Raw genomic sequence first — 24,631 nt, 5'->3', positions numbered from 1 at the left:
GTGACGGCCGTCAGGCGCCGTAGGCGGCGTCGAGCCTTTGATGGAAATCAAGGCCGACGATCTGGGAATAGTCGGTGTAGTTGATTCCGGAAGTGCTTGCCGGGATCACCTCGCCGTCGTGGAGCCGGGCCAAGGTGGTCCTGGCGCCCGTGACCGCCGCGAAAAGTGCGGTGAGGGCGTAGAAGACCATCGAGAAGCCCATCTCCTGCAGTTCTCCCGCCGTCAGCGAAGCGGCATCGGTGCCGTCCACCAGCGAAGCGACCTTGCGGCCGGGCAGATGGTGGGCGACGTATTCAATGTCCGCGCGGGTTTTGATGCCGTCCACGAACACGAGGTCGGCACCAGCGTCCTGATAGCTCTTCGCGCGGTCGATCGCGTCCTCACGGCCGGTGGCCGCGAGTGCGTCGGTCCGGGCGATGACGATGAGATCGTCGTCGTCCCGGGCAGAAAGCGCGGCCTTGAGCCGCTTCTCGCTCTCAGCGCGGCTCATCAGCTGGATGCCTGCCATCTGTCCGCAACGTTTCGGTGCCACCTGATCTTCGAGGTGGATGGCTGCGACACCCGCCTGAATGTACTCCTGCACCGTGCGGTGGATATTGGAGGGACCGCCGTATCCGGTATCGGCGTCCGCGATGATTGGTGCCTGGGTGGCACGGACCATGTTCCGGGCATGCTCGGTCATTTCCGTCTGAGTGAGCAGCCCGATGTCCGGGAGCCCCAGCCGCGACGCGGTGGCTCCGAAGCCAGTCATGTAGATGGCTGGAAATCCGGCCTGCTCGACTAATCGAGCGGAGAGGGAGTCGTAGGCGCCGGGGGCGCGGACAATGGGAGCGCCGGGCTGCAGAAGTCCGCGCAGTTGCGCTGCGGCGTTCATCGGATGCTCTCCTGGATCTCTTTGGTGCGCTCGGCGGCCGGACTTGGGCCTTTGGCTTGTTTCAGGAAGAAGATCAGCACGGCGGCGACGACGAAGGCGGCGATAGGCGCCACCAGGCCGGAGATGACGTTGGAGCCACCGCTGTTCTGGCCCACCAGATAAGGGCCAAAGAACCCGCCCAGGTTTCCGATGGAATTGACCACGGCTACGCCTACTGCAGCCTGCGTCCGGCTGACCCTAAGTGTCACGATCGCCCAGAACGGGGCCAGAAAGGAGAACACTGCACAGGCGGTAATGCAAATGGCGACCAGCGCCAGCGCGGGGTTGTCCTTGAGCAGGGCAGCGCCCGTCAGGCCGGCTGCTGCCATCATTGAGGACGCGGCGACCATGAGCCGTTTGTGCCGCACCCTGTCGAAGAGGCGCGCACTGAGAAGGATGCCGATGGCTGCGAAGAAGTAGGGAATGACGGCTGTGAAGCCGATGTTGGTGGCTGAATAGCTGGGATTGATCTGCTTGATGATCAGCGGCAGGAACAGGTTGAAACCGTAAGATCCGGTTGCGAACGCCAGGTGAATCAGGGACAGATGGAGGACAGTGGGGTTCTTCAAGGCGGCGAGCTGCGCCTTGATGCCTTCGGTGCTTTCGCCTTGTTCGGCGTCGATCGCGTCGGTCAGCCACGTGCTTTCCGAAGGTGTGAGCCATTTAGCCTTTTGCGGGCTGTCCGGCAGCTTCACGTAGACAACAATTCCCATCAGCACCGCGGGCACTCCGGTGAGGATGAACACCCACTGCCATGAGGACAGCCCGAACCAGTGGATGTTGTCGAGGATTAGCCCGCCGAAGAATCCGCCCACCATGAAAGCGATTGGCTGCGCGAAAATCAGCCATCCGAGTGCCTTCGCCCGGTCAGAACTGCGGTACCACTGGGTGAGGAAGTAGATCATGCCGGGGAAGAATCCCGCCTCGGCAATTCCGAGGAGAAAGCGGGTGGCGTACAGCATTTCGATGCTGGTCACGAACCCGGTCAGGACCGTCACCAGTCCCCAGCTGATCATGATCCGGGTGATCCAGTTACGGGCCCCAAATTTGCTCAGCAACAGGTTGCTCGGCACCTCGAAGATGAAATAGGCGATGAAGAAGATGGAAGCGGCGAGTCCGTACGCCGCTGCCTTGATGCCGAGTTCTTCGCCCATGGACAACTGTGCGAACCCGAGATTGACCCGGTCCACATATGCAATGACGTAGGCGATAAAGATGATGGGAAGGAGGCGACGTGTGATTTTCCGGACGGTGGTGCGGGGATCCGGGTGATGCATCCTTGCAGTCAAATTGGCGGAGCGGCTCTCGCTCATATCGGAAACCTTTCTGGAACGGGCGGGATCTGGCGGTCGGGGCAACCGGTCAGGACATGAACAGGCCGCCGTCGACGTTGATCGACTGGCCGGTCATGTAATCGGACGATGATGAGCACAGGAAGCCCACGACCTCTGCGACGTCAGTGGGCGTCTGCGGGCGTCCCATGGGGATCGCGGCTGTGCGGGACCTCCAGGCCTCGCCGGGCAGCAGGTCTTCCGCCTCACTCCATTCGCGATCAATCTGGGTCCACATGTCGGTGTCGACGATCCCAGGGCAGACGGCGTTGACCGTGATCTTCGGCGCGAGGCCAAACGAGGCTGTTTGGGTGAGGCTGATGACGGCAGCTTTGCTGGCCCGGTAATGCGGAGTCATGGGTGCCATGGCGCCCGCCCCGTACCGGCCCGCGATGGACGCCATGTTGATGATTTTTCCGCTCGGGCGGCCTGGGCTGAGGGGGGTTTGTTCCCGCATAACCCGGGCGGCACTCTGGAGGGTCAGGAAGGTACCGAGTCCGTTGACGGTCATGGTCCTGTTCCAGTCCTCTGCGGTGATGTCGAAGAACGGCTTTACCTGCACGATGCCGGCGTTGCAGACTGCGACGTCGAGGCGTCCGAAGTTCTGCGTTACGGAGCGCATCAAGTCCTCTGTGGACGTTGGGTCCGTGACATCCACCCGCACTGCCATTGCATTGCGCCCCAGATCGCGGATTTCGTCGGCCACCGCTTCGGCTCCGTCCAGGTTTATGTCAGCCAGGCAAACGTCGGCGCCAAGTGAGGCGACCTTGAGTGCAATCGAGCGGCCAATACCCTGGGCAGCCCCTGTCACTGCGACAACCACATTTTCCAGCACGGATAAATCTCCTTTGATTTGGTGGGCGCACCGCATTACGTGTTCTAGGTCACGCGCAACTAGGATACTAGTTCTGCAACAATTGGAATGCAAGACGTTGGCTGCGATTAAAGGGGCTAAGCCATGGGTCACCTGCCCCGCATGGCGCTGAGCGGTCACGAGTCGTGACAAGATTTCCTCAGACGGAAAGACAAGCAGGGAGGTGCGTGTTGAGGGACTCTTCGCTCGCCTATGGTGTCGCAGCAGAGCTTCGCACGGCGATCATGGACGGCGCCTTCAACCTGGGGGAGCCGTTGTCAGAGGACGTCATCTCCGACATCTTCGGCGTAAGCAGGACTCCTGTTAGGGAGGCGCTTCGGGAACTGCAGGCTGAGGGGCTCGTGGATATCGTGCCAAAGTCGGGCACTTATATTTTCAGACCGAGTGCCGACGAGATTCTTGAGCTTGGTGATTGCCGGATTAGGTTCGAGGCGTGGGCCGTAGAGCTCGCGATAGCGGGCAACAAGGAAGGTGCCGCCAATGATCTTGCCACGCTTCTGGCTGCGATGAGCGATGCCCTGGATGCCGACGATCGCCGCGAATACAACCGCCTGGATGCCCGCTTTCACCTGACGTTTTTTGACCATTGTGGCAATAGATACCTTCAGCGGGCCTATCGAATGAACGTGGCGCGGATATCCGCTTTGCGCGCACACCTGGCCTCAAGAACAGCGGGTGCCACGGCCACGTCAATGGAAGAACATGCCCTGATCGTGGAGCGCTTCAGGAGGGGCGACGCCGCCGGGGTCGCAGCGGTGCTGGAACGTCATATCCTGCGGACCCGGGACAGTTACGCCTCGGCGCTGCGCCAGCGCGAGGTTGTGGAGTCAGGCAGCAAGAGGGACCGCCTCGTGCAGAAACTTGGCCGCTGACCGGATGAAAAGTGTGGGGCTCACGCACGGAAGAAAACGACGGCGGGAGGTTCCCGCCGTCGTCCGCTGAGAAACCGTCGCCCTCTGAAAACTATGCGCGTCGGCTTATGCCGCTGGCTTCGGCGTCATTCTTGGTGCTGGCCCGGATCAGGGGAATGGGCCAGCGCGCCGCCCGAATTGGATCAATTCCGTCGTCGGTGATGCCGGCAGTAAAGTCCTCGAATCCAAAGACCTTGAAGAGCGCCTCGCGCCCGAACTTCGTGCTGTCGGCCACGAAGAAGGCCTCCGCAGCGACGGAGCGCATTTTGCGTTTGAGCTCGATCGAGTAACTCGAGCTCGCGTAAATCCCGTCATCCATTACAGCGCCCGCTCCGAAAACGGCCACATTGATGCGCATGTTCTCGAGTTGTTGGAGCGACGCGGGGCCCCACATGGAAGTGGCGCCGGGCAGGAGCTCGCCCCCGATGAACACCAGATTGATTCGTGGCTTCCGGGATATCTCAAGTCCGACGAGCAAGTCATGCGTTACGACGGTGAGGCGTGAGTGGTCGAGATGGCGTGCTACCTCCAGGCAGGTGGATCCGCTGTCAAGAAGCACCGTCTGGTTCTCAAGGATTCTGTCCGCCGTGGCTGCGCCGATGGCTTGTTTCTCCCGTAGCTGGGTCCCCGTCGCATTGAGAGGTGCCACCGGCTCGGCAGGGGCGGCGCCGCCATGTGTCCGCCGGATCCTCTTATCCTCCGCCAGCCGCTCGAGGTCTCGGCGAATAGTAGACGCGTCCACGCCAAATTTGCGGGCGAGCGTGGTGACGCTCTGAAAACCGTGCTCTTCGATGAGCTCGACAATCTCCTGGCGGCGCGACATCGGGCCCCTTTCCCTAGGTATGACCTCAAGGTTAGACCGATGCATGATTTCGCGCAATATGTGCACGAATCTCGGCAATTTTGCACGAATCTCTCGACAGTTGCGCGAATATGTCCTAGCGTATGCACAGATCGGAGAAACCGATGCGCGGATTCAGGCATCCGCCGTGCATGATCACAAAGGAGTGAATTGATGAAGCTTTTGCGCACATCAGCAGTTGTGGCCGCTGGCGTCTCAGCCCTTCTCATGACGGGCTGCGGCTCGGTCAACGACGGGGCCGCGGCGGGAGCGGGGAACGCGAGCGGTGACGCCAAAGCGTCCGACATGACCATGGTGACCGTAGTGAAGCTCAAGGGAATCGCTTGGTTCGACCGCATGGATGAGGGCGTTGAGGCCTATGGCAAACGCACTGGCATCGACACGCGCACCGAGGGAGGCGATGACGTCAGTCCGGAGAAGCAGATCAAGATCATCCAGGACCTGGTCGCGCAGAGCCCGACAGCCATCACCGTCGTGCCGAACTCTCCTGAAGCCGTTGCCAGCGTCCTAGCCCAGGCAAAGGCGAAGGGCATCATCACGGTCGCCCATGAGGCGACCGGAATCAAAAACGTCGACGTAGACATTGAGGCGTTCGACAACGCCGTTTACGGCGAGAAAATCATGAAGAGCCTCGGTGCCTGCATGGGCGGCAAGGGCGAGTACGTCCAGTTCGTCGGCGGCCTCACGGCCAAGACGCACATGGAATGGGTCGGGGCTGCCTATGACTACCAGAAGTCGAACTTCCCGGGCATGAAGCGCGTAGAGGATCCGATCGAAAGCACCGACAACGAGGCGGCTGCCTACCAGAAGGCCAAGGAAATTCTCGCGAAGCACCCCAACATCAAGGGATTCGAAGGCTCTGCCGGCAACGACGTCCCGGGCATCGCCCGCGCGGTTGAAGAAGCCGGACGCGCGAAGGACATCTGTGTGATGGGCACGTCAATTCCGTCTGCCGCGAGCAAGTACCTGGCAAGCGGCGGAATCGACAAGATCTTCTTCTGGGACCCGGCCCTCGCCGGTGAGGCTCAGCTGGAGATCGCGCGCATCCTTGCCAGCGGAGGCAAGGTCGAAGAAGGCACCGACTTGGGCATCAAGGGCTACAACAGCCTGAAGAAGCTGAAGGGCTACGACAACGTGTTCCTGGGCGACGCATCGATCGAAGCCGACGCCGCAACCGCCAAGCAGTACAACTTCTGACCGTTCGGGGCGCGGGGGCGCCCATCACTGCGCCCTGCGCCCTCCTGAAAGGGTTTCGATATGACAAGCACTGCCCTGAAAGGGCCGTCTTCGCCTGTTCTCGAGGTGCGCAACATTGTCAAGACGTTCGGCGGAGTCACCGCGCTCAACGACGTCTCGCTTGATCTGCTGCCCGGCGAGGTACTGTGCCTGGCCGGAGAGAACGGCTGTGGAAAGTCGACGCTGATCAAGATCATCTCCGGAGCCGAGAAACCGGACTCGGGCGAGATTATTGTCGACGGCAACACCTACTCGTCGATGGACCCAACCGACGCCATCAAGAGCGGGATCCAGGTCATCTATCAGGATTTCTCGCTGTTCCCGAACCTCACCGTGGCTGAAAACATCATCCTGACATCGGCCGTAGCGGACCGTCGGCGGCTGTACAGCGGCAGGGCAGCCCGCCCGGCAGCGCAGGCGATTGTCGACGAACTCGGCTTGCATCTGGACCTTGACGCCGACGTCGAGCGGCTCTCAGTCGCTGACAAGCAGCTGACGGCCATCTGCCGTGCGCTCGTCAGTGATGCCCGCGTCCTGATCATGGATGAGCCGACGACGGCACTTACGCACACCGAGGTCGACAGGCTCTTCGTGATCGTTGAGCGGCTTCGATCCCGGGGAGTGGGTCTGATCTTCGTCTCCCACAAGCTGGACGAGGTCCTGAAGATCTCCCAGCGTGTCGCAATTCTTCGTTCCGGCAAGAACGTGGTCACCAGCCCCGCGTCGATGCTGGACCCGCGCGCCATTGCCCTTCACATGACCGGACAGGAACTCGACGAGACACGCCATGTCAGCGAGCTCGACGCCCAGTCTGAGATCGTATTGGAACTCGAGGGCCTTGGCCTGCGAGGCGCCTATGAGGACGTCTCCTTCACGTTGCGCCGCGGAGAGATACTCGGCGTGACCGGCCTGCTGGGTTCGGGGCGCACAGAGATCGCCGAAGCGCTCTTCGGTGTGGTGCCGCACGACAGCGGGGTTGTAAAGGTCAACGGAACGCCGGTCCGGCTTCACTCCATCAATGACGCCATCGATGCCGGCATCGGGTATGTGCCCGAAGACCGCCTGACACAGGGGCTCTTCATGGACAAGTCGATTGCCGACAACATCATCGCAGGATCCCCGAACGAGCATACGACTCGTTTCGGTACCCTCGACCTCCGCGCTGTACGTGAGACGATCCAGGGCCTGTTTGCCCGACTGCGTGTCAAGGCTCCGAACGTCCAAGCGCCGGTGCGGTCCCTGTCCGGCGGTAACGCTCAGCGCGTTGTGCTCGCAAAATGGCTGGCGCGCCGGCCGCGCATCCTCATGCTCAACGGGCCCACCGTCGGCGTGGATATCGGATCCAAGGCAGAAATCCTCGGCATCCTCCGGGCTGAGGCGGCTGCCGGGATGGGCGTCATCGTCATCTCCGATGACGCCCCGGAACTCGTCGCCTGCTGCCATCGCGTACTCGTCGTAAGGCACGGCAGGGTTGTTGAAATTCTCGAGGGCGACGACGTCGCCGTCGACACGATCCGAGAGAAGGTGGCTGCATGAGCGGCGCCAGTCTGGCCATTCCGGACCGTCTTCGGCTGCTGAGGGGAGCGAACAACGAAGGCGTCCTGGCGGTAGTCCTCCTCGCACTCATCGTGGCCATGTCCATCGCAAACCCCGCCTTCTTCACACTCCCGACCGCTTTCAGCATCCTGCGGAGCTCGATTGTTCCGCTGATATTTGCACTGGGCGTCCTCATGGTGATCATTTCGGGCGGCATCGACGTGTCCTTCGCCGCGATTGCCGTGTTTGCGGCCTACACCACGGTGCGGGCACTGCAGAGCGGTACGCCGGACCTTGGACTTATTGGCGCCTTCGCGCTGGCGCTGCTGATCGGAGCCTCGCTTGGCGTCATCAACGGCTTCCTGATTGCCAAGTTCCGCTTGCCAACCCTGATCGTCACCCTCGGCACCCAAGGCATCTTCAAGGGTGCGCTGCTGACCTATGTCGGCTCACGCTACATCGCCGACCTTCCAACCTCGATGGCACACGTGTCCACGACGAACCTCTTCGAAGTCAGTACGCCCACGGGCAGTGCGTACCTGCATGTCCTCGTAGTTCCGGCCGTGTTATTGGCCATGGGGCTTGCCTGGGTCCTTCGCAGCACTATGTTCGGCCGCAGCATCTACGCAATCGGCGGTGATGTTGAGGCTGCCCGCCGGGCCGGCATCCGCGTCATGCGCACACAGGTGGCGGTCTATGTCATTGCCGGCACTATGGCGGCAGCAGGCGGGATGATCTACGTCATCATGGGCCGCAGCGCGAGCCCGCAGATCCTCGTCGGCAGCGAACTGGACATCATCGCTGCAGTCGTCCTGGGCGGTGCCTCGATCTTCGGTGGCCGCGGTTCGGTCCTTGGGACGGCACTCGGCGTCATTTTGGTCCAGGTCATTTACAACAGCCTCATCCTGGCCGGAGTCCCCAGCGCGTGGCAGAGGACGGCCGTCGGCGTCCTTCTCATCATCGGTGTGGGTATCCAGGCTGTAGCCTCGCGGCGATCCTCCCGTGCCAGTGTCATCGATGAGACCCATCAGAAGCAGGAGGTTCCAGCATGAAACTCGCCGATCCTGAAACGAAGCCCCTGAGCAGGCTCAACGACTCCGTGGACGCAGGCTGGACTCGGCTGCTTGGCCTTGGACGCATCGAAGGCGGCGTCCGCCGGATGCTGATCCTCGTGGTCGTTGCCTTCGCGGTCTTTGCCGCGCTCAAACCCTCCATCTTCCTGAGCGGGACCAATCTCCGGAACATTGCGCTGAATTCGCCGGAGATCGGCGTGATCGCCATCGCCATGATGCTCGCAATGCTTACAGGCGGAATCGACCTCTCCCTAGTGGCGATGGCCAACCTGTCGGCCATTACGATGTCGACAATGTTTACGGCGGTCGCAGCGGGCGACCCCGCCCTGGCGGAGCAGCTGTTCCCGGTCATCCTCCTGGCCGGCATCGCCGTCGGCGTTCTGGGCGGTGCCATCAATGGCCTGCTGATCTCCGGGTTGGGCATCACGCCTATTCTTGCGACGCTCGGTACGATGCAGATCTACAACGGAATTGCCGTTGCCTGGACGGGTGGTAAGACGCTCTACGGCTCGCCGTCCGCACTGACGGCAATCGGTTCGTCGACAGTCGCCGGAATTCCTATCCTCTTCTATGTCTTCGTGCTCGTCGCTGTTGCCATTGGAGTCGTGGTCACTCGCACGCCGCTTGGCCTGAGGATCCAGCTCCAGGGAGCGAATCCGACGGCGGCACGATACTCGGGCATCGCCAGCCGCAAGATCCTGCTGAGTACGTACGTTCTCACAGGCTTGCTGAGTGGCATTGCGGGAGTTCTTTTCATTGCCCGAAATCCAACGGCCTCTGCGGATTACGGCGCGTCCTACGTGCTCCTCGTCATCGTTATCGCTGTACTTGGCGGTACTAATCCCAATGGCGGGTTTGCCACCGTTCTGGGCGTCGTGCTGGCAACGCTGACCCTGCAGATCGTCTCGAGCGGATTCACCGCGATGCGCCTGTCGGCCTACCAGTACGCAATAGCCCAAGGCCTGATACTGGTCGCCGCCATGGCATTCGAACAAGTCAAGTGGCGCCGCCGTCTGCGCAGCCGCAAACCTGCCGTCCAGCCAGGCTAGAGCTCACCCACAAACCTCACCCTTGCGTCAACAGAAGGAAAAACGTGAAGAAGATCATTAACAAGCCCGAGGATTTCGTCAACGAGATGATCGAAGGCATCGTCCTTGCGCACCCCGACAAGCTGAAGAATCCCGGCGACGATCCCCGGATACTGGTCCGCGCCGATGCTCCCGTAGCGGGCAAGGTCGGCATCGTCACGGGCGGCGGCTCAGGGCACCTGCCCCTTTTCAAGGGCTACGTCGGCCAGGGCCTTTGCTCGGGTGTCGCCATTGGAAACGTCTTCAGCTCACCAAGCTCGCAGCAGTGTTTTGAAGCGACGAAAGCCGTCGATGGCGGTGCCGGCGTGTTGTACCTGTACGGAAACTACGGCGGCGACGTCTTCAATTTCGACCTGGCCGCAGACTTGGCCGAACTCGAGGACATTGAGACCATGACAGTGCTCGGCCGGGACGATGTCGCAAGCCAGCCCAAGGAAAACCGCCAGGAGCGCCGCGGCGTCGCCGGCACGCTGTTTGCCTACAAGGCGGCCGGCGCCGCAGCTGAGCGGGGAGACACGCTGGAAGAGGTCGCGGCAGCCGCCGAGGACATTGTTGAGAACACCGCGACCATGGGCATCGGACTGTCTCCGACCATCCTTCCGACCACTGGAGCGTTAAGCTTCGACCTGCCCGACGGCGAAATGGAGATCGGCATCGGAATCCACGGCGAGCCGGGCATCCACCGCGGTCCGCTGGAGACTGCGGACGCGATTACGGACCGCCTGGTCGACGCCCTCGTCGCCGACCTCGAGCTTGCCGACGGCGACAGCGTCGCTGTTCTGGTCAACGGCATGGGCGCCACTCCGCTCGAAGAGCTCTACGTGATGTACCGCCGCGTGCACCACAGCCTGACTTCCCGCGGCGTGTCCATCGGGAAGAACTACGTTGGCGAATACGCCACCAGCCTGGAGATGGCCGGCGCATCGATCTCACTTCTCAAACTCAATGACGACCGGCTTGCGCTCCTCGAGGCGCCGGCGTCCTCACCGTTCTTCCAGGAGGTTTGAACCATGCACTCAACAGAGCTGATTGAACAGATCCAGCGGAGCCTGAAAGAGGTGGTTAAGCATGCCGACGAGCTGCGTGATCTCGACCAGGCACTGGGAGACGGCGATCTCGGCATCACCATCACGCTCGGGGCCGGCGCCGTAATCGAAGCCCTCGAGGAGCTCCCCGACGGCGCCACCCCTGCAGAGATCGCCCGCGCGTGCGCCAAGGCCTTCGCCAATGCGAACCCGTCGACGATGGCTGCGCTCGTGGCTGGTGGACTGCTTGCAGGGTCAAAGACGTGGAAAGACCTCGACGACGTGGACATCGCGGCGGCTGCACGCTTTGTCAAAGCTGCCGGCGACAACATCGCACAGCGCGGCAAGACCCAGATCGGGGACAAAACAATCGTTGACGCCATCATGCCGGCAGCAGAAGCGCTCGACGCCGGTGAGGACGGAGCGAGCGGACTGGACGCTGCCATCGCAGCGGCCGAAAAGGCCGTCGTCGACACACGTTCCCTGCGGTCAAGGCGAGGCCGAGCCGCCTGGCTTCAAGAACGAAGTATCGGACTTCAGGACCCCGGGGCGACCGCCATGTGGCGGTTCCTGGAATCTTGGCGCACAGCCGGAGTGCCCGCCAGGTCCTGAGTCAGCCCGTCGTCATTGTCCTGCGCCGAAAGCGAGCGCGTAGCCGACGTTTCGGCGCAGGGCGGGACGGACGGAGCCAGTTCGTCGGAGGATCCGCCGCCTCTAGCTTGGACGCTCGCATCACTGGAGGCGAGGCGCAAATTCAAAGGAAGTATGACTTATGAAAGTTCTTGTAACAGGGGCCCGCGGTAAGGTTGGCACCGCTGCAGTCCGTGCGCTGACGGCGGCCGGACATGACGTCACCGGATCAGACCTCGGCCGTCACGATTTTGACCGTATTCTGCCCGGGGAGCCCGAATACCAGCAGGCGGACCTCACGGATGCCGGTCAGGCATACGCGATAGTTCGCGGATTCGATGCTGTGGTGCACGCCGCGGCAATCCGGAGCCAACCCGCAACCCTCCGCACGTTGTCTTCCAAAACAACATCATGGGCACTTTCAACATGATTGAGGCATCCGTGCGGTCCGGGGTGGGGGTTTTCGTCAACATCTCCAGCGAGACGGTCCCGGGATTCTTCTTCCCCGAACGTCCCGTCCTTCCCGACTACGCTCCGGTGGACGAGCTCCACCCCATCCGGCCCCAAGATCCGTACGCCCTGTCCAAGTTGTTCGGCGAAGAGCTGTGCGACGCCGCAGTGCGCCGGAGCGACCTCCGCTGCATCTCCATTCGCCCCAGCCATGTGCAGCACGCGGGCAACTACGAACGAAACCTTGGCGCTCAAGTCCGCGATGCGGGAAATCTGAGTCCCAATCTGTGGAGCTACGTCGATTCGGAAGATCTCGCGGACGCAATTGTGCTGGCCGTCGAATCGAACATCCCCGGTCACGAGGTGTTCTACATCGCAAATCCTGACAACGTCGGGGGACGCGACTTCGCCGAAGTTCTCAGGGAGTATTACGGCGAACAGATTGAATTGCGGGAGCTGGACCGCGTCGACTCTTCGGGCATCTCGAGCGCGAAAGCCGAGCGCATGCTCGGCTGGAAAGCGAAGCGGTCCTGGCGGGACCATCTGGATGCCGAAGGCCGCGCCATCGCTCGCGAGACGCGGTGAGCTGATGAGGGACGTGGTGCTCGGCGTCGACATCGGAACATCAAGCAGCCTTACTGCGGGCTGAAAGTCCGGTTCGAGTCCCGTGCGTTTCATCGGGCTCCAGCGGAAGCGGCGATGGTTCAGGCGCTCAGGCGCTCAGTTCCGGCAGGACCGGCGCGGGCCGAGCGGCCCGCGTTCGATCTGCCTTGGCACGGTACGCGGCCAGGAAGGTCGCGATGCGGCGCACGGCCTCCCGGATTTCGTCCACGGGCGGCAGGATGACGAACCTGAAGTGATCGGGGGAAGGCCAGTGGAACGCTGAGCCGTGCGAGACCAGGATCTTCTGCTCCTGCAGCAGGTCAAGGACGAACTGCTCATCGTCCGCGAAGGGGTACATCTCCGGGTCCATCTTCGGGAACAGGTACATCGCCCCGGCCGCGGGCACGCAGCTGATTCCCGGAATCTCATTGAGCAGCCGCAAAGCGAGGTCGCGCTGTTCCCGCAGCCGGCCGCCGGGCTTGATCAGGTCCTCAATGCTCTGGTAGCCGCCCAGCGACGTCTGGATGGCGTGCTGCGCCGGAACGTTCGGGCAGAGCCGGAGCGAGGCCAGCAGTTCGAGGGATTCCCGGTAGGCAGCCGTGGCCGTGCGCTGCCCGGTGACGGCAACCCAGCCGGCCCTGTAGCCGGGCATCCGGTAGGCCTTGGACAGGCCCGAGAAGGTCAGCACCGGTAGGTCTCCGGCCACGGACGCGGTGTGGATGTGGACAGCGTCCTCAAAGGTGATTTTTTCGTAGATCTCGTCGGAGAAAAGCACCAGATCGTGCCGCCGGGCGATCTCGACGAACTCGGCCAGGATGTGGCGCGGATAGACGGCCCCGGTCGGGTTGTTGGGGTTGATGATGACGATGGCGCGGGTGCGGTCGGTGACCTTCGCCTCGACGTCGGCCATGTCCGGCCACCAGTTGTTCCGCTCGTCGCAGGCGTAGTGCACCGCTTCGCCGCCGCTGAGCACCGTCGCGGCCGTCCAGAGCGGGTAGTCGGGCGAGGGGATGAGGACCTCGTCGCCGTTTTCCAGGAAGGCCTGCAGCGTCATGGAGATCAGCTCGCTGACCCCGTTGCCGATGAAGATGTCCTCGACGCCGATCTGCATCAGGCCCTTGGTCTGGTAGTACTGCGAGATGGCGGTCCGCGCGGAAAAGATGCCCTTGGATTCGCTGTACCCCTGTGCCTCGCGCAGATGGTGGATCATGTCCACCACGATGGACTCGGGGGCGTGCAGCCCGAACGGCGCCGGATCCCCGAGGTTCATGCGCAGGATGCTGTGGCCCTCCGCTTCCAGCTTCTTCGCGGCATGCTGCACCGGGCCCCGGAGGTCGTACCGGACATCTTGCAATCGGCTGGAATTCTGCATGGGACGCATGAGGCATATTTTCATAGCTGCACTGCCCGAAACAACGTGAGCGGCTCCGTCACAGCTCCGGGACGCATTGACCGCCGCCCAGCACGGCCAGGCCTGCGAGGTCGCCGGCGGCGAATTCCGTGACGCCGGTGCCTTCCGGGTTCATGAGCTGGGTCGGATCGTCCACATGGTCAAGTCCCACTACATGGGCGAGTTCATGCATGATCACGGCGCGCGCATAGTGGCGTCCGTCCGGCCACTGCAGCATTTCGGCGAAATCGGGGGCGTCCAGTTCCACCTGCCCGGCCACGAGGACATACGGGCGCCCGGTGATGTACGCGTACCCGCTGCCGCCCAGCCCGTCCACGTCCCCGGCCAGATCCGGGCTCTCCTCGGGCGTGGACCACGCGATCAGAACAGGCGCCCACCTCTTGCCGTAGCGGTCCGGCTGGTAGCTCTCCCGTTCCTCGCTGGGCGCCTCCGAGGTGAAGCCGTCGTACACGAACCGCAGTCTGGTGGCGGCCGAAACCTTGGCGACGGCCTGCTCCACCAGTTCGTCGGCCCCCGGCGGCGCATTGTCTGGCCGGACCACGTAGTGCACCGGCCGGCAGGGGTCGTAGGCGGCGAACGGCTGACCGGGATCGGGTGATTCCTGCAACGCGTACGCGCGGGATCCGGTGCTGCCCGGCGCGTGCCCCAGCGGGGTATCCGCCGCCTCGAATCCGGGCGGCGGCACGGGAGCCCCGGGAAGGTACGGCAGCGCCGCCGGGAGCACAAAACGTTCAAACACCGCGGGAACGGAGTACAGGCCGGCAAGCAAAGCAATGCCCGCAGCGATGGCCCACTTCCTGCCATGACTCTTTCTGCGAGGCCGCGGATTCCAAGGCGGCGGAGAGGCCTGCCTTGGCGGCTGCGTCGGAAAGGCAGCCCCCGGACGCCACGCAGCCGGGTCCTGCGTCGTCCCCAGTGCCTCATCAATTGCCCACTGCGGTATGCGCCCGCTGGCTGAGCGGCGGACGCCCGGCGGCAGGTCATCGCCTGTCAGATGCGAACGGTCTGACGACGGATCGTCCCGCCAATGAGAAGTCGAACGCAACAGTGTCCCCCTGGTTGCTACGCCATCATGAGCGATGGACCACACCAGCATAAGGGGACGACGTCGGTGCCCTCCCGCCGTCGTCTCCTCGCCTTTGAATCGCAGCTAGTGTCTTCGCCGCTTTGCCTTCGCCGACTCAAAGGGGACCCGGCGGTCCGAACCCTAGCGGCCCAGGGCGTTTTTCTGGCGGGCGGTGATCTTCGACATCTGCCCGCAATTCGAGCAGGTGATGCGGAAGGACCTGGATGTGGTGAACAGCGGAATGAAGAACAGCGTGAATTTCGTGGCGCGTTCCTCGAGGTGATGATGAACGAAAGACCGGCAGTACTGGCACGTCCCGGCGCGCCCCGGCAGGGCACGCCGGATGGTCTTGAATCCGAACAGCAGAAGCATCGTTGTGCCTTTCGAGCGTGCGTTATTGGGGCTTTTTTGACGTTTTCGCCGCTGCGAGAGGGGCTGCGAGGCCTGCGAGCAGGATACTAATGCCCTGGTCCAGTTCGGCGGCCCCGTCGTAGTCCGTGAGTACCGGCCCGAGGGCGCGGAGCCGGGGAAATTCCTTGGGCGGCAGCCGGTGCAGGCCAAGGCGGAGCAGGGCTTCGTTTTCTTCCGGGTCCACGATGAATTCCTGCAGTTCATTGAGGATGTGGCCGTACAGGAATCCGTAGTACGCCCGGTACACGTGCAGGGCATCGGAAGGTTCAAATCCGGCGTCGATCAGCAGGGACAGGATCTGCTCGAGCGGGCGCAAGGTCCCCAGCGGGCGCAGCCCCAGGGGCGTGGACAGCGGGCGGGTGACCAGCAATGGCACCACATTCGGATGCCGGAGTGCCAAGAGGCGCAGGTCGTGGGCGATATTCCGGAGCTGTGACTGCCAGTCCGGGTCTTCCGGGAAGATCGCCAGCTCATCCAGGACCAGCTCCGTTACGCCGTCGAGCAGCGCAGCGCGGTTGGCCGCGTAGCGGTACAGGCTCATCGGGTCGCGGTTCAGTTCCTGCCCCAGCCGGCGCATGGTCAGCGCCTCGAGCCCCTCGGAATCCACGAGGGCCAATGCTGTGGACAGCACGAGTTCGCGGCTCAGCCTCGCTTTGTCCCCGGCTGGGGAAGCGCTCGGCTTCATTGAAGGCGGCACGGGTTCCATCCTGATCTGCTCGCATGGCCGCTCATTTCCACAGCGGAAATAAGCTTGCTTCCTACGTAGTCTACGCGTAACGTCTACAGCGTAGACAAATGGTCTGCCCAGGATTCCTCAGAAGCGACGTCACCGCGGCCACCGGCTGCACCTTCGCTTGAGGAGAAGCCGTGACTGCGCACTCAGACCGCCCGCACCGCAGAGTTCAAAATGACCGGGTGACCCGCTTCAGTGCTTTGTGCACGGCATTGAAGCTTCAGCTGCTGTAGCCAAATGGCGGCACAAAACGCACTCCGCGGACAAGGGCCACCCCATGGCAAATTCCCAGTTCGACCAATTCCTTGAAGAAGCCACCACCCCCAGCGACCGGCGTGACTCAGCCCTGGGCCGGGACTGCCTTTACGGCCTGTACACCAGCTGGTGTTTCCTGCACCAGGCTGCGCCCCGTCCGGAGGCCGCCTTCTGGGCGGCGATGAGGAGGAAGCGGATCCGTCCCGGGCATGACGGGCTCCGCATGAAGGGCCCCGCCGCGGCGGATTACATTCTGGCGAGCTACCCGGGTGTGGTCTGACCCGTTGAGCGCAACCCCCAGCACCTACCTCCCGCGGGGCGCTCACCAGCCGCGGGGAAGCCGCCCGTGGTGCGCAGCCTGCGACACGGACCGGCACCTCCTCGTCGATTCCGTCACCGTCTTGAACCGCCGCTTGGAAACCCTGGCCGTCGCCTTCGACTGCGCGAACTGCGGAGAGTCCCGCGTCCTGGCAACCACTGCAGCTTTCGTCGCCGCGATCCTGGCCCGCTCCGCCAGGCATGACGACGCCAGTCATCTGGAGTCGGCTCCGAATTAACGTGCCCTCCGGTTATTATTTGGGTATTTTCAGGGTCACAGAGCTGGCCAAACGACAGAATCCCGGAAGGCGGAGATAGGAATGAACAGGGCTGAGAACAAGGTTCACGCTCGTGAGGCATTGAGCCGCGCGGAGAAGCGTCTCCGGTCCGGCGGGCGGGCCTCCAGGACAGCGTGGCTGATCCTCGGCATCTTGGCCGCCGCCGTCACCGGATCGGTGATCGTGTGGCAGGTCCTGGAGCGCAGCGAAGAACCTGAAACGGCGCCGGACGGAGAATCCCGCGCGGAAAACATGTGAGGGTTCGTCGTTCCGGAGGACGACGGCGGGACCTCCCGCCGTCGTCCTCCGGAAGGAACCGCAGGGAAGCGGCTATTTTGATCTACTCAAAATAGCCGCTATGGTTTTAACCATGCCAGCTCAATAGCGAGCTGCCCGGTTCAGCCCGGGCAATCCGCGGAATCTTTTCCGCTTCCGCCGGCCTGGTCGAGTGCTTCAAGCTCGCCAAGCGGCCCCCTCCTTGAGCGCCCGGTGGGTAACAACCACCGCCACACCCCATGTGTGCTGCGCCGAACCGGAGACATCGACTGCAGTGGCCCCCATGCCTACAACCATTCGATCCCTCGGGGTCCGCTGATTCCTGCTGCCGCACCCGCCCAGGCGTCCGCCCCGGACCACCTGCCCACGACCACCGCCCACCAGCCACACCGCAGGCGCACCGAAGGCACCTACATCAGCACGCCCGGCGGCCGCGGTAACGGCAACCGCGTCCCGGGACGCTACGTCACGCTCGCCGGCGGGTTGCACGACGAAACCGAAGGTAGCTACGTCAGCGGCAGCTAACAGCGGCAGGAGCAAGCCCCTAGGGGGCGACGGCGGGAATCTCCCGCCGTCGCCCCCTTGCGTTTCAGATGGTGCGTGGAGCTTTGGCGAGGTTCTCGGCAAGCTCCGGCGCGTTCTGCCACACGACGTAGGCGGGGCGGTCCCGCTCGGCGCGCCAGCTCTCGGACAGCGGGCCGATGTTGACGGTATCGAAGCCGAACTCGTCATAGAGCCTCGTTACCAGCGCGCTCGCTTCCGCATAGTCGCTGGCGGTGGCGAGGGCCCTGCGGTTGGCCGTGCCCGCCGGCGTGCCGTCCGCGGTGATCTGCTTGGCCATGATGTGGTTGAAGCCCTTGGCCACCTTGGATGCGGGCAGGTGTTCCTGCGGCAGCCCCGAGGTGGTGGCTTCGCCGTTGTCCAGGGCCGGGAAGCGGCCGTCGCGCTCCCAGTAGTAGTTGTTCGTGTCGATCACGACCTTGCCGGCAAGCGGCCCCACGGGGATATCCAGGTAGTTCCTGAAGGGAACGGTGACGACGGCGAAATCACCCGCCGCTGCCGCTTCGGCCGGCGTCGCGGCCCGCGCCTGCGGCCCCAGTTCCGCCACCAGTTCCGCCAGGGTTTCCGGTCCCCGCGAGTTGCTGATGACCACGTCATAACCCAGCTGCACCGCCTTGCGCGCGACCTGGCTGCCAATGTGTCCTGCACCGATGATTCCGATTCTTGTCATATCCGCCCCAACAGCCGCCCCGGCACAGATATTTCGAACGTTACGCCAGACGACGACGGCGGGAGGATCCCGCCGTCGCCTGTCCCGCCGGTTGAAGCGTCCCCTCGGGATAAGTAGAGTCGCCCCGGTGACTTCAATGCTTCATTCCCTGGTTGGCGACGTCGGCGTGAGGCTGCTGCATTCCTCGGACGCGGAGGCCCAAGCGGCGGCTTACCGGCGCAACCGGGAGCACCTCGCCCCCTGGGAGCCGGTCAGGCCGGAAGAATTTTTCACGGTGGCGGGCCAGCGCCGAGAAATCGGATCAAGGCTTGCCCAGTATGACTCCGGTTTGTCGGTGCCCTGGGTTCTCGTCGACGGCGAGGGGCGATTCTTGGAAACATCACTTTGAGCCGGATTTTCCGGGCCGGTGCTCAGCGCCCACCTGGGGTACTGGGTGGACGGGGAGGTCAACGGCCGCGGAATCGCCTCCGCCGCCGTGGCTTTTGCGCTCGCATCCGCACGGGACAGTTACGGGCTGCACAGGGTCCAGGCGGGAACGCTCGTCCACAACGCGGCCTCCCAAAAAGTCCGGCCCGCGCGGGCTTCCAGAGGATCGGCCACGCCGCGTCCTACCTCAAGATTGCGGGCCGCTGGCAGGACCACATACTCTTCCAGCGCATTCTGGACTGACGCCGGCCCCGAGTGGACAAGTAGCCGCTGGGGAAAAAATTCGGGTAATGGGTACGGATGCTTCTGCCGGGCGGTAGCCATACTGTTGTTGCATTAGGTGGTTGCAAGTGCCGGCATATGCGCGATTTGCCTGCACCAGCTGGGCTGGGACGGCCGCCACGGTCGCTGTCGGAGTGGCCGATCCGCGTCGGCTTCTCCGATACTACGATGATCGACGCCGCCACTTGAGCCGGCCGGGAGCAATGCTGCACCGGCCCGCTCAAGTGACGGCACGGACATCGTCCACATGTCCCATAGTCCGGCTTTCAGTGGCCGACGATATGCGAGGGTACCGATGAATCTTCCGAGGTCTGAGCCTCCAGCCACCTCTGAACCCATGCACACGCCGCCCAGCGGGGTCGCGCCAGGCCCTGCCGGGCCCTCCACGCCTGGAGCTGTCAGCCCGGCCACGTTCGACACTGAAGGACCGTCCCGTCCCGGCGCGCATGCTGCCGGCGATTCCCACGGCGCTGCCTCCCCGGTCCGCGCGGTCATCGGAAACTGGCCTGACCCCATGTAAGCGAACGCAGAGTACGACGGCGGGAGATGCCCGCCGTCGTACTCTATCGTCCCGTTCGGGGCGGGCAATCCCGGTGGTGCGCCATGAGCCGCTGCCGTTGAAGAGCGCGGCCCTCGCCGGAATACTGGAAGTCAGGTTTATGAATCCAGGTCGGCAAGGGCGGTGGTGCACGATGGGCGGCGGGGCGGCCGGCGAGTTCAAACGGCGGATGGAACGGGGCGCCGAACTCCGCGCCGTCCGTGCCTCCGGCGGGTCGGCTCGGGAGGACTCGGAGCTTGCCGCGGCCGAGGAGGAAGACCGGCAGAAGCGCAAGAGGATCGATGACGCCGCCAGGGTTGAATACCTGATCCGGGACGCCATGGCGCAGGGGAAGTTCGACAATCTGAAGTACGCGGGCAAGCCGATTCCGGGGCTGGGGGAGGGCTACGATCCCGACTGGTGGGTCAAAGGCCTGATCCAGCGTGAACACATCACCGGCCTCGGCCCGAAAGCGATACTCCTGCGCACCGAGGACGCCGAGCTCGATGCCAGGCTCGATGCCCAGTACTCGGAAAAACAGGTGCGCGACATCGTGGCGGATTTCAACGCACGGGTGATTGATGCGCGCCGCCAGCTCCAGGGCGGGCCGCCCGTGATCACCAAAATCCGCGACGCCGACGTCGAAGTGCAGCGCTGGAACGAGCGGCGGGCAGCCAAGGCCGCCGCTGCGCCGCCGGAACCGCAGCCGGCGGCCAAGCGCCGGTGGTGGCGGCGCCTCTGGAGCGGGTCCTCCTGAATGGCCGCTCAGGTGGCACCATAAAGACATGGTGGCAGTATTGCTCGGCTGGAACCCGGGCGCCGGTACTACGTGGCCGGAGTATTCGAGAGTGGTCGATGAGCTCGCCGCGGCCGGGGTCCATCGGCGCCCGTGGCGAATCCTCAACAGCGCAAAAGTCGCGCCCGGTGCGGACGCCTGGTTGGTCCTGGTGGGGAAAGCGGGCCGCGGACTGATTGGCCACGGTGTTACCGCTTCTCCGCCGTACCGGCCCGCCCGCGAGGAGAAAACCGGCGCATCCGGCACGGTCGTCGACGTCGACTTTGACGTCCTGCTTCCGCTGGGCGACCAGATTCCCGTGGACGTCCTCACGGCCGGCGCGCCACTGTCGGGGTGGAATACCGTCAGGGCGGCTGGCCGGCGGATCCCGGAGGCAGAGGAGCGGGCGGTCCGCGCCATCTGGGCGGAGCACCTGCCGCCGGACGGGATCGATCCGATCCTGCCGGTGCCCGGGACGGCCTCGCAGGATGCCCTGACGCGGGTCGGCATGAACCGGTATGAGCGCAGCCCCCAGGCCCGGCGGATCTGCCTGGCACACCACGGCACGTCCTGCGCTGCCTGCGGATTCTCCTTCGAAGCCGTCTATGGTCCCGAGGGGGAAGGCTTCATCCACGTCCATCATCTGACGCCCGTCTCCCAGCTTGGGCCCGGGTACGAGCTGGACCCCATCGGCGACCTGGTCCCGCTGTGCCCGAACTGCCACTACATGGCACACCGCCGGCCCGTGCCCTACACGCCCGCGGAGCTCAGGGCCATGATGTCAGGAGCCGGACACATCGCCGGCTCGGTCCTGTCCCAGCATGAGCTGGAGGCGCAGGCCGATGCCCAACGGATCCTGGGCAGCAGGTGACTGCCGGTCACGGGGAAGGTGACAGCCCGGTCACGGAGACCACAGCCAGTCCTGTTCGAAGTCCGGATGGTCAGAGTACGGCAGCGCCAGGGCGTTCAGGGACAGCCCCGTCCATTCCAGGGCGCCCGGAATCCAGTGCGTGTCCTCGCCGAACGGGTCGCTGACCAGCGATGCCAGGGCGGTCTGCCGGGCCGCTTCGATGATGCCGATGAGTCTTCTCTTGGCCTCGCATTCCAGCAGAAGGCGGCGTTCATACCACTTGCCCGTTTCGGAGGTCGACCGGTCATCGAGGAGCTTGCGCGCCACCGCCTCGTCTTCCGCGATGCGATCGGACAGGAATTCCACAATGTCCACAAACTGACTGTACGCCCGGGAAATCTTCGGGGAGTAGCGCTCAGCCCCAGCTACGGTCTGCTGACGAGGTCCGCCGCCGGCAGCGGGAGATAGTAGGCGGAGTGGTAGCGGCTGTCATCTCCGGTGAGGACCCAGGCGGATCCTTTGCGGACGCGGAATCGCTTGTTCAGGATCGTGCGGTCATGGCGGATCAGGTGGTCCAGGACGCCTGCCACTACTCCCTCGTGCGTGCACAGGACCGTTCCGGTCCCGCGGGCCTGTGCAACGAGGCCGAGGGTTGCTTCGATGCTGCCACCGGTCAGGTGGTCTGAACGCTCCACCTCGAGGGACTCCCGCCGCGCCAGCTCGGCTACGGTCTCGACGCAGCGGGTCGTAGGGGCGGACAGGACCCGCTCTATTTTGAACACTGCGCCCAACGCGGCCAGTGATTGGGCGGCGTGTTCAACTTCGTCGCCCAGCGGCCAGCTGTCATCCGAACGGCCCCGTTCGCTTCGCTTGGTGACCTGGGCGCCGCGGACCAGCAACAACATTTTTTCCCGCTCAGGCACGGGACGCACTCCGAGCTGCAGCTGGAGCTGCGTGCCCAGGGCGACGATGGCCGGCCGGTCCCGCGGCTCCGTCACGGTGCGCAAGGCAGCGGGGAGGGACAGCCACCTCGCCGCGTCCACCTCGGCGTTAGCACGGAAGTGGCCTGACTCCGCGGCTGCGGCCCAGTAGCGGATCGTCTTGATCCTGTTCCTGCTGTCTTCGTACCGGATGCTGGGCAGTTCCGCGCCGAGGCGGCATTCGAATCCGGTCTCCTCCCGCACTTCCCGCGCCGCACAGTCCCGGGCCGACTCCCCAGGCTCTGCCTTGCCTTTGGGGATGGACCAGTCGCCATGCGCCGGCCGGTGAATCAGGAGTACTTCGAGGGCGCCCTTGCTTCCGATGCGCCAGGGCAGCGCACCGTAAGTGCCCGGCCTGCTCATGCGCTCGACTCCGTCGGCACCAGGCTCAAGGCCGGCGCCGGTGCATCCTTGGCGTGCTGGAGCTGATCCAGGCGGCTGTAGAGGCCGCCGGCTTCGACAAGCTCGCCGTGCCGGCCGCTTTCGACAACCCGGCCATGGTCCATGACATAAATCCGGTCGGCGCGTTTGAGCGTGGAAACCCGGTGGGCAATGACGATGACCGTGCGTCGGGCCATCAGCCGTTCGAGGCCACGCATGACGTATTGCTCCGAGATCGCATCCAGGCCGGACGTTGGTTCGTCGAGGATGACAATGGGCGTGTCCCGGACCAGTGCCCGGGCGATGGCGATGCGCTGGCGCTGTCCGCCGGAGAGGGTGACGCCTCTCTCCGCTACCGGGGTGTCATATCCCAGCGGAAGGTTCCGGACGAATTCGTCCACGTGGGCCGCCTCGGCGGCCGCAAGCACCTGCTCCCTGGCCGCCCCCTCGGAGCCGTAGGCGATGTTGTCGTAGATCGTTCCCCGGAAGAGGATGGACTCCTGCAGCACCATGGAGATCTGCTTGCGCACGGTGGCGACCTGCATATCCCTCACGTCCATGCCGTCGAGCAGAACGGCCCCCCGCGTCGCGTCGTACAGGCGCGGAATCAGACTGGCGACGGACGATTTTCCGGCTCCCGTGGGGCCGGTGATGGCCACGACGCTCCCTGGCTCGGCCTTGAGGTCAATCCCGTGCAGGACATGTCGATCCCCCTGGTAGCCGAAGCAGACGCCGCGCAATTCCACTGCGCCGGCCAGCTTCGGGGCAGGCACGGCCCCTGGCTTGTCCGAGATGGCCGGGGCCGTGTCCAGAATTTCCTGGATACGCTCGGCGCTCGCCTGCCCGCGGCTAATCACCGTTGTCAGTTTCGCCAGGGACTTCATCGGCGAATAGAGCGCCTTGAGGTAGGCGAGGAATACGAGCAACACTCCCAGCGTCATGGTGCCTTCCAGCACCCGTTGGGCTCCGATCCAGAGCACCAGGACGGTGCCCATTGTCGCGATGACGTCGACCAGGGGCGAGAACATGGACTGAAGCCGGATGACCCTCAGGCCGGCGTCCCGTCGCCCGTTATTCCGGGCGCGGAAGTCGTCCTCATGACGCGCTTCGCTCGTATACGTCTGCATCACCCGCACGGACGCGAACGTCTCGGACATGGCTGCTGCTATGTCGCTGTCCTTGCTGCGGGCCTCCCGGGAGGCCGTCTTTATCCGGCGCCGGTAGACCAGCACCGTCACGAACAGCAGCGGGGCCACTGCAAGGCCAATTAGGGCAAATGCGGGATCGACGAGCACGCAAATGGTGGTGACAAAACCCAGAATGAAGACGTTGGGAAGCAGCACCGAAAGCATCGACACCATCAGCGCGCGCACATAGTCGACGTCTGTGGTGGTCCGTGTGACCAGGTCGCCCAGCCGTTGCTTGTCGTGGAAAGACAGGGACAGCCTTTGCAGATGGGCGAAAACGTCTGCGCGGATAGTGGCCATGGTCTTCTCGCCGACGCTGTTGAGCACGCGGGTCCCCAGATAGTCCGCGGCGGCGTTCATCACTGTCATGGTGAGCAGCGCACCGGCGGCGAGGAGGAGCAGTTGGAGGGGACCGAGTGCGGCTAGTCCCAGGAAGGCCGGCGTCCCGTGTTGAGCGGGTTGGCCTAACGGCTGGAGGACGTCGTCGACAATGATTTTCATGGGCCAGGGCAATGCCACTTCCATTGCGGCGACGAAGATAACCAGCAGCGCACCTCCGCCCATTGCCCCCGCATGGGACGCGATCGCGCTGCGGAACCGCCAAAAGGTCAAGAACATCTTTCCCCCTAAATCCCTAGTGCTGCTCACTATCTCTGGCTGAGCTTTGGGAAACCTCTGCCCGAGGTTGGAGAAACCTTGTT

The 24,631-nt window shown here is 63.9% G+C and carries 27 protein-coding genes and 1 pseudogene; 16 read left to right on the top strand and 12 right to left on the bottom strand.

The annotated features are described in order from the left end of the window. Positions 1-10: 10 nt before the first annotated feature. Genes J7I89_RS11070 through J7I89_RS11060 form a run of 3 tightly spaced genes read right to left on the bottom strand, consistent with a single transcriptional unit; the run spans position 11 to position 3,079 of the window. Positions 11-874, bottom strand: a complete 864-nt coding sequence (locus J7I89_RS11070) for an oxaloacetate decarboxylase (protein WP_214969971.1) — start codon at positions 872-874, stop codon at positions 11-13. Beyond that, entirely contained in the window at positions 871-2,226 is a 1,356-nt protein-coding gene (locus J7I89_RS11065) for an MFS transporter (RefSeq protein ID WP_214969969.1), read from the bottom strand. Before J7I89_RS11065 ends, J7I89_RS11070 begins: the two co-directional genes overlap by 4 nt. 49 nt (positions 2,227-2,275) lie before the next feature. Beyond that, a complete protein-coding gene (locus J7I89_RS11060; RefSeq protein ID WP_214969967.1) occupies positions 2,276-3,079 on the bottom strand; it encodes an SDR family oxidoreductase in 804 nt (267 codons plus the stop codon). 164 nt (positions 3,080-3,243) lie between these two features. On the opposite strand from J7I89_RS11060, the gene J7I89_RS11055 reads away from it, so the two are divergent. Then, positions 3,244-3,990 carry a GntR family transcriptional regulator gene (locus J7I89_RS11055; protein ID WP_308159870.1) on the top strand — a complete coding sequence of 249 codons (747 nt, stop codon included), beginning with the start codon at positions 3,244-3,246 and terminating at the stop codon, positions 3,988-3,990. Positions 3,991-4,081: 91 nt separating this feature from the next. On the opposite strand, the gene J7I89_RS11050 is transcribed toward J7I89_RS11055, so the two are convergent. Then, the gene (locus J7I89_RS11050) at positions 4,082-4,852 is read right to left on the bottom strand and encodes a DeoR/GlpR family DNA-binding transcription regulator (protein ID WP_214969963.1); all 771 of its coding nucleotides are present in this window, start codon (positions 4,850-4,852) and stop codon (positions 4,082-4,084) included. Positions 4,853-5,044: 192 nt separating this feature from the next. Between J7I89_RS11050 and J7I89_RS11045 the strand changes: the two genes are divergently transcribed. The 7 genes and pseudogenes from J7I89_RS11045 (at position 5,045) to J7I89_RS11015 (ending at position 12,514) form a co-directional block, all read left to right on the top strand. Then, entirely contained in the window at positions 5,045-6,088 is a 1,044-nt protein-coding gene (locus tag J7I89_RS11045) for a substrate-binding domain-containing protein (protein ID WP_214969961.1), read from the top strand. Between the two features lie 60 nt (positions 6,089-6,148). Continuing rightward, positions 6,149-7,663: a sugar ABC transporter ATP-binding protein gene (locus J7I89_RS11040; protein WP_214969959.1), complete on the top strand. Its 1,515-nt coding sequence runs from the start codon at positions 6,149-6,151 to the stop codon at positions 7,661-7,663. Further along, positions 7,660-8,715: an ABC transporter permease gene (locus J7I89_RS11035; RefSeq protein WP_214969957.1), complete on the top strand. Its 1,056-nt coding sequence runs from the start codon at positions 7,660-7,662 to the stop codon at positions 8,713-8,715. Before J7I89_RS11040 ends, J7I89_RS11035 begins: the two co-directional genes overlap by 4 nt. Next, positions 8,712-9,785: an ABC transporter permease gene (locus J7I89_RS11030; RefSeq protein WP_251045167.1), complete on the top strand. Its 1,074-nt coding sequence runs from the start codon at positions 8,712-8,714 to the stop codon at positions 9,783-9,785. The genes J7I89_RS11035 and J7I89_RS11030 overlap by 4 nt, the downstream gene beginning before the upstream one ends. Positions 9,786-9,829: 44 nt before the next feature. Further along, on the top strand, positions 9,830-10,831 hold the full coding sequence (locus tag J7I89_RS11025; protein ID WP_214969955.1) for a dihydroxyacetone kinase subunit DhaK: 1,002 nt from the start codon (positions 9,830-9,832) through the stop codon (positions 10,829-10,831). A gap of 3 nt (positions 10,832-10,834) precedes the next feature. Next, positions 10,835-11,461 carry a DAK2 domain-containing protein gene (locus J7I89_RS11020; RefSeq protein ID WP_214969953.1) on the top strand — a complete coding sequence of 209 codons (627 nt, stop codon included), beginning with the start codon at positions 10,835-10,837 and terminating at the stop codon, positions 11,459-11,461. Positions 11,462-11,621: 160 nt separating this feature from the next. Continuing rightward, positions 11,622-12,514: pseudogene (locus J7I89_RS11015) on the top strand (NAD-dependent epimerase/dehydratase family protein). Between the two features lie 127 nt (positions 12,515-12,641). On the opposite strand, the gene J7I89_RS11010 reads toward J7I89_RS11015, so the two are convergent. From J7I89_RS11010 to J7I89_RS10995, 4 genes are all read right to left on the bottom strand, one after another. After that, positions 12,642-13,913, bottom strand: coding sequence for a pyridoxal phosphate-dependent aminotransferase (locus J7I89_RS11010; RefSeq protein ID WP_214969950.1), 1,272 nt, complete (start codon positions 13,911-13,913; stop codon positions 12,642-12,644). Between the two features lie 49 nt (positions 13,914-13,962). Continuing rightward, positions 13,963-14,682: a matrixin family metalloprotease gene (locus tag J7I89_RS11005; RefSeq protein WP_251045165.1), complete on the bottom strand. Its 720-nt coding sequence runs from the start codon at positions 14,680-14,682 to the stop codon at positions 13,963-13,965. A 468-nt stretch (positions 14,683-15,150) separates the two neighbouring features. Next, the gene (locus tag J7I89_RS11000; RefSeq protein WP_214969947.1) at positions 15,151-15,381 is read right to left on the bottom strand and encodes a zinc-ribbon domain-containing protein; all 231 of its coding nucleotides are present in this window, start codon (positions 15,379-15,381) and stop codon (positions 15,151-15,153) included. Between the two features lie 22 nt (positions 15,382-15,403). Beyond that, positions 15,404-16,105, bottom strand: a complete 702-nt coding sequence (locus tag J7I89_RS10995; RefSeq protein ID WP_214970020.1) for a TetR/AcrR family transcriptional regulator C-terminal domain-containing protein — start codon at positions 16,103-16,105, stop codon at positions 15,404-15,406. A 325-nt stretch (positions 16,106-16,430) separates the two neighbouring features. Between J7I89_RS10995 and J7I89_RS10990 the strand changes: the two genes are divergently transcribed. From J7I89_RS10990 to J7I89_RS10975, 4 genes are all read left to right on the top strand, one after another. Next, entirely contained in the window at positions 16,431-16,688 is a 258-nt protein-coding gene (locus tag J7I89_RS10990; RefSeq protein ID WP_214969944.1) for a hypothetical protein, read from the top strand. A gap of 4 nt (positions 16,689-16,692) precedes the next feature. After that, a complete protein-coding gene (locus J7I89_RS10985; protein ID WP_214969941.1) occupies positions 16,693-16,965 on the top strand; it encodes a hypothetical protein in 273 nt (90 codons plus the stop codon). A gap of 81 nt (positions 16,966-17,046) precedes the next feature. Next, positions 17,047-17,262, top strand: a complete 216-nt coding sequence (locus J7I89_RS10980) for a hypothetical protein (protein ID WP_214969939.1) — start codon at positions 17,047-17,049, stop codon at positions 17,260-17,262. A gap of 261 nt (positions 17,263-17,523) precedes the next feature. Then, complete coding sequence (locus tag J7I89_RS10975) at positions 17,524-17,805, top strand: hypothetical protein (RefSeq protein ID WP_214969937.1); 282 nt, start codon at positions 17,524-17,526, stop codon at positions 17,803-17,805. Between the two features lie 64 nt (positions 17,806-17,869). On the opposite strand, the gene J7I89_RS10970 is transcribed toward J7I89_RS10975, so the two are convergent. After that, on the bottom strand, positions 17,870-18,511 hold the full coding sequence (locus J7I89_RS10970) for an NADPH-dependent F420 reductase (protein WP_214969935.1): 642 nt from the start codon (positions 18,509-18,511) through the stop codon (positions 17,870-17,872). 127 nt (positions 18,512-18,638) lie between these two features. Between J7I89_RS10970 and J7I89_RS25785 the strand changes: the two genes are divergently transcribed. The 4 genes from J7I89_RS25785 to J7I89_RS10955 all read left to right on the top strand — a co-directional run bounded on the left by J7I89_RS25785 (position 18,639) and on the right by J7I89_RS10955 (position 21,403). Further along, positions 18,639-18,899, top strand: coding sequence for a hypothetical protein (locus J7I89_RS25785; protein WP_308159869.1), 261 nt, complete (start codon positions 18,639-18,641; stop codon positions 18,897-18,899). Between the two features lie 18 nt (positions 18,900-18,917). Further along, positions 18,918-19,277 carry a GNAT family protein gene (locus tag J7I89_RS25780; protein ID WP_308159868.1) on the top strand — a complete coding sequence of 120 codons (360 nt, stop codon included), beginning with the start codon at positions 18,918-18,920 and terminating at the stop codon, positions 19,275-19,277. A gap of 634 nt (positions 19,278-19,911) precedes the next feature. Next, complete coding sequence (locus J7I89_RS10960; RefSeq protein WP_214969932.1) at positions 19,912-20,514, top strand: DUF1992 domain-containing protein; 603 nt, start codon at positions 19,912-19,914, stop codon at positions 20,512-20,514. A gap of 28 nt (positions 20,515-20,542) precedes the next feature. After that, on the top strand, positions 20,543-21,403 hold the full coding sequence (locus J7I89_RS10955) for an HNH endonuclease (protein WP_214969930.1): 861 nt from the start codon (positions 20,543-20,545) through the stop codon (positions 21,401-21,403). 30 nt (positions 21,404-21,433) lie between these two features. Here J7I89_RS10955 and J7I89_RS10950 read toward each other — a convergent pair whose 3' ends face one another. From J7I89_RS10950 to J7I89_RS10940, 3 genes are read right to left on the bottom strand one after another with little or no spacing between them, the layout of a single operon-like run. Then, a complete protein-coding gene (locus J7I89_RS10950) occupies positions 21,434-21,757 on the bottom strand; it encodes a DUF6221 family protein (RefSeq protein WP_214969927.1) in 324 nt (107 codons plus the stop codon). A 50-nt stretch (positions 21,758-21,807) separates the two neighbouring features. Next, the gene (locus J7I89_RS10945) at positions 21,808-22,725 is read right to left on the bottom strand and encodes an NUDIX hydrolase (protein WP_214969925.1); all 918 of its coding nucleotides are present in this window, start codon (positions 22,723-22,725) and stop codon (positions 21,808-21,810) included. After that, a complete protein-coding gene (locus tag J7I89_RS10940; RefSeq protein ID WP_214969923.1) occupies positions 22,722-24,548 on the bottom strand; it encodes an ABC transporter ATP-binding protein in 1,827 nt (608 codons plus the stop codon). Before J7I89_RS10940 ends, J7I89_RS10945 begins: the two co-directional genes overlap by 4 nt. Positions 24,549-24,631 lie beyond the last annotated feature (83 nt).

Origin of the sequence: Arthrobacter sp. ISL-5 (assembly GCF_018613835.1) — a bacterium.
GTDB lineage: Bacteria > Actinomycetota > Actinomycetes > Actinomycetales > Micrococcaceae > Arthrobacter.
This window is presented reverse-complemented; position numbering and strand designations above follow the sequence as displayed.

Excerpts from the sequence above, each read along its gene's own strand:
- J7I89_RS11000 (WP_214969947.1), bottom strand. The coding sequence starts at position 15,381 with ATGCTTCTGCTGTTCGGATTCAAGACCATCCGGCGTGCCCTGCCGGGG.
- J7I89_RS10955 (WP_214969930.1), top strand. The coding sequence starts at position 20,543 with ATGGTGGCAGTATTGCTCGGCTGGAACCCGGGCGCCGGTACTACGTGG.
- J7I89_RS10990 (WP_214969944.1), top strand. The coding sequence starts at position 16,431 with ATGGCAAATTCCCAGTTCGACCAATTCCTTGAAGAAGCCACCACCCCC.
- J7I89_RS11010 (WP_214969950.1), bottom strand. The coding sequence starts at position 13,913 with ATGCGTCCCATGCAGAATTCCAGCCGATTGCAAGATGTCCGGTACGAC.
- J7I89_RS10960 (WP_214969932.1), top strand. The coding sequence starts at position 19,912 with ATGGGCGGCGGGGCGGCCGGCGAGTTCAAACGGCGGATGGAACGGGGC.
- J7I89_RS10945 (WP_214969925.1), bottom strand. The coding sequence starts at position 22,725 with ATGAGCAGGCCGGGCACTTACGGTGCGCTGCCCTGGCGCATCGGAAGC.
- J7I89_RS11030 (WP_251045167.1), top strand. The coding sequence starts at position 8,712 with ATGAAACTCGCCGATCCTGAAACGAAGCCCCTGAGCAGGCTCAACGAC.
- J7I89_RS10980 (WP_214969939.1), top strand. The coding sequence starts at position 17,047 with ATGAACAGGGCTGAGAACAAGGTTCACGCTCGTGAGGCATTGAGCCGC.
- J7I89_RS11035 (WP_214969957.1), top strand. The coding sequence starts at position 7,660 with ATGAGCGGCGCCAGTCTGGCCATTCCGGACCGTCTTCGGCTGCTGAGG.
- J7I89_RS10970 (WP_214969935.1), bottom strand. The coding sequence starts at position 18,511 with ATGACAAGAATCGGAATCATCGGTGCAGGACACATTGGCAGCCAGGTC.
- J7I89_RS11020 (WP_214969953.1), top strand. The coding sequence starts at position 10,835 with ATGCACTCAACAGAGCTGATTGAACAGATCCAGCGGAGCCTGAAAGAG.
- J7I89_RS10995 (WP_214970020.1), bottom strand. The coding sequence starts at position 16,105 with ATGAAGCCGAGCGCTTCCCCAGCCGGGGACAAAGCGAGGCTGAGCCGC.
- J7I89_RS10940 (WP_214969923.1), bottom strand. The coding sequence starts at position 24,548 with ATGTTCTTGACCTTTTGGCGGTTCCGCAGCGCGATCGCGTCCCATGCG.
- J7I89_RS11070 (WP_214969971.1), bottom strand. The coding sequence starts at position 874 with ATGAACGCCGCAGCGCAACTGCGCGGACTTCTGCAGCCCGGCGCTCCC.
- J7I89_RS11050 (WP_214969963.1), bottom strand. The coding sequence starts at position 4,852 with ATGTCGCGCCGCCAGGAGATTGTCGAGCTCATCGAAGAGCACGGTTTT.
- J7I89_RS11045 (WP_214969961.1), top strand. The coding sequence starts at position 5,045 with ATGAAGCTTTTGCGCACATCAGCAGTTGTGGCCGCTGGCGTCTCAGCC.
- J7I89_RS11040 (WP_214969959.1), top strand. The coding sequence starts at position 6,149 with ATGACAAGCACTGCCCTGAAAGGGCCGTCTTCGCCTGTTCTCGAGGTG.
- J7I89_RS11065 (WP_214969969.1), bottom strand. The coding sequence starts at position 2,226 with ATGAGCGAGAGCCGCTCCGCCAATTTGACTGCAAGGATGCATCACCCG.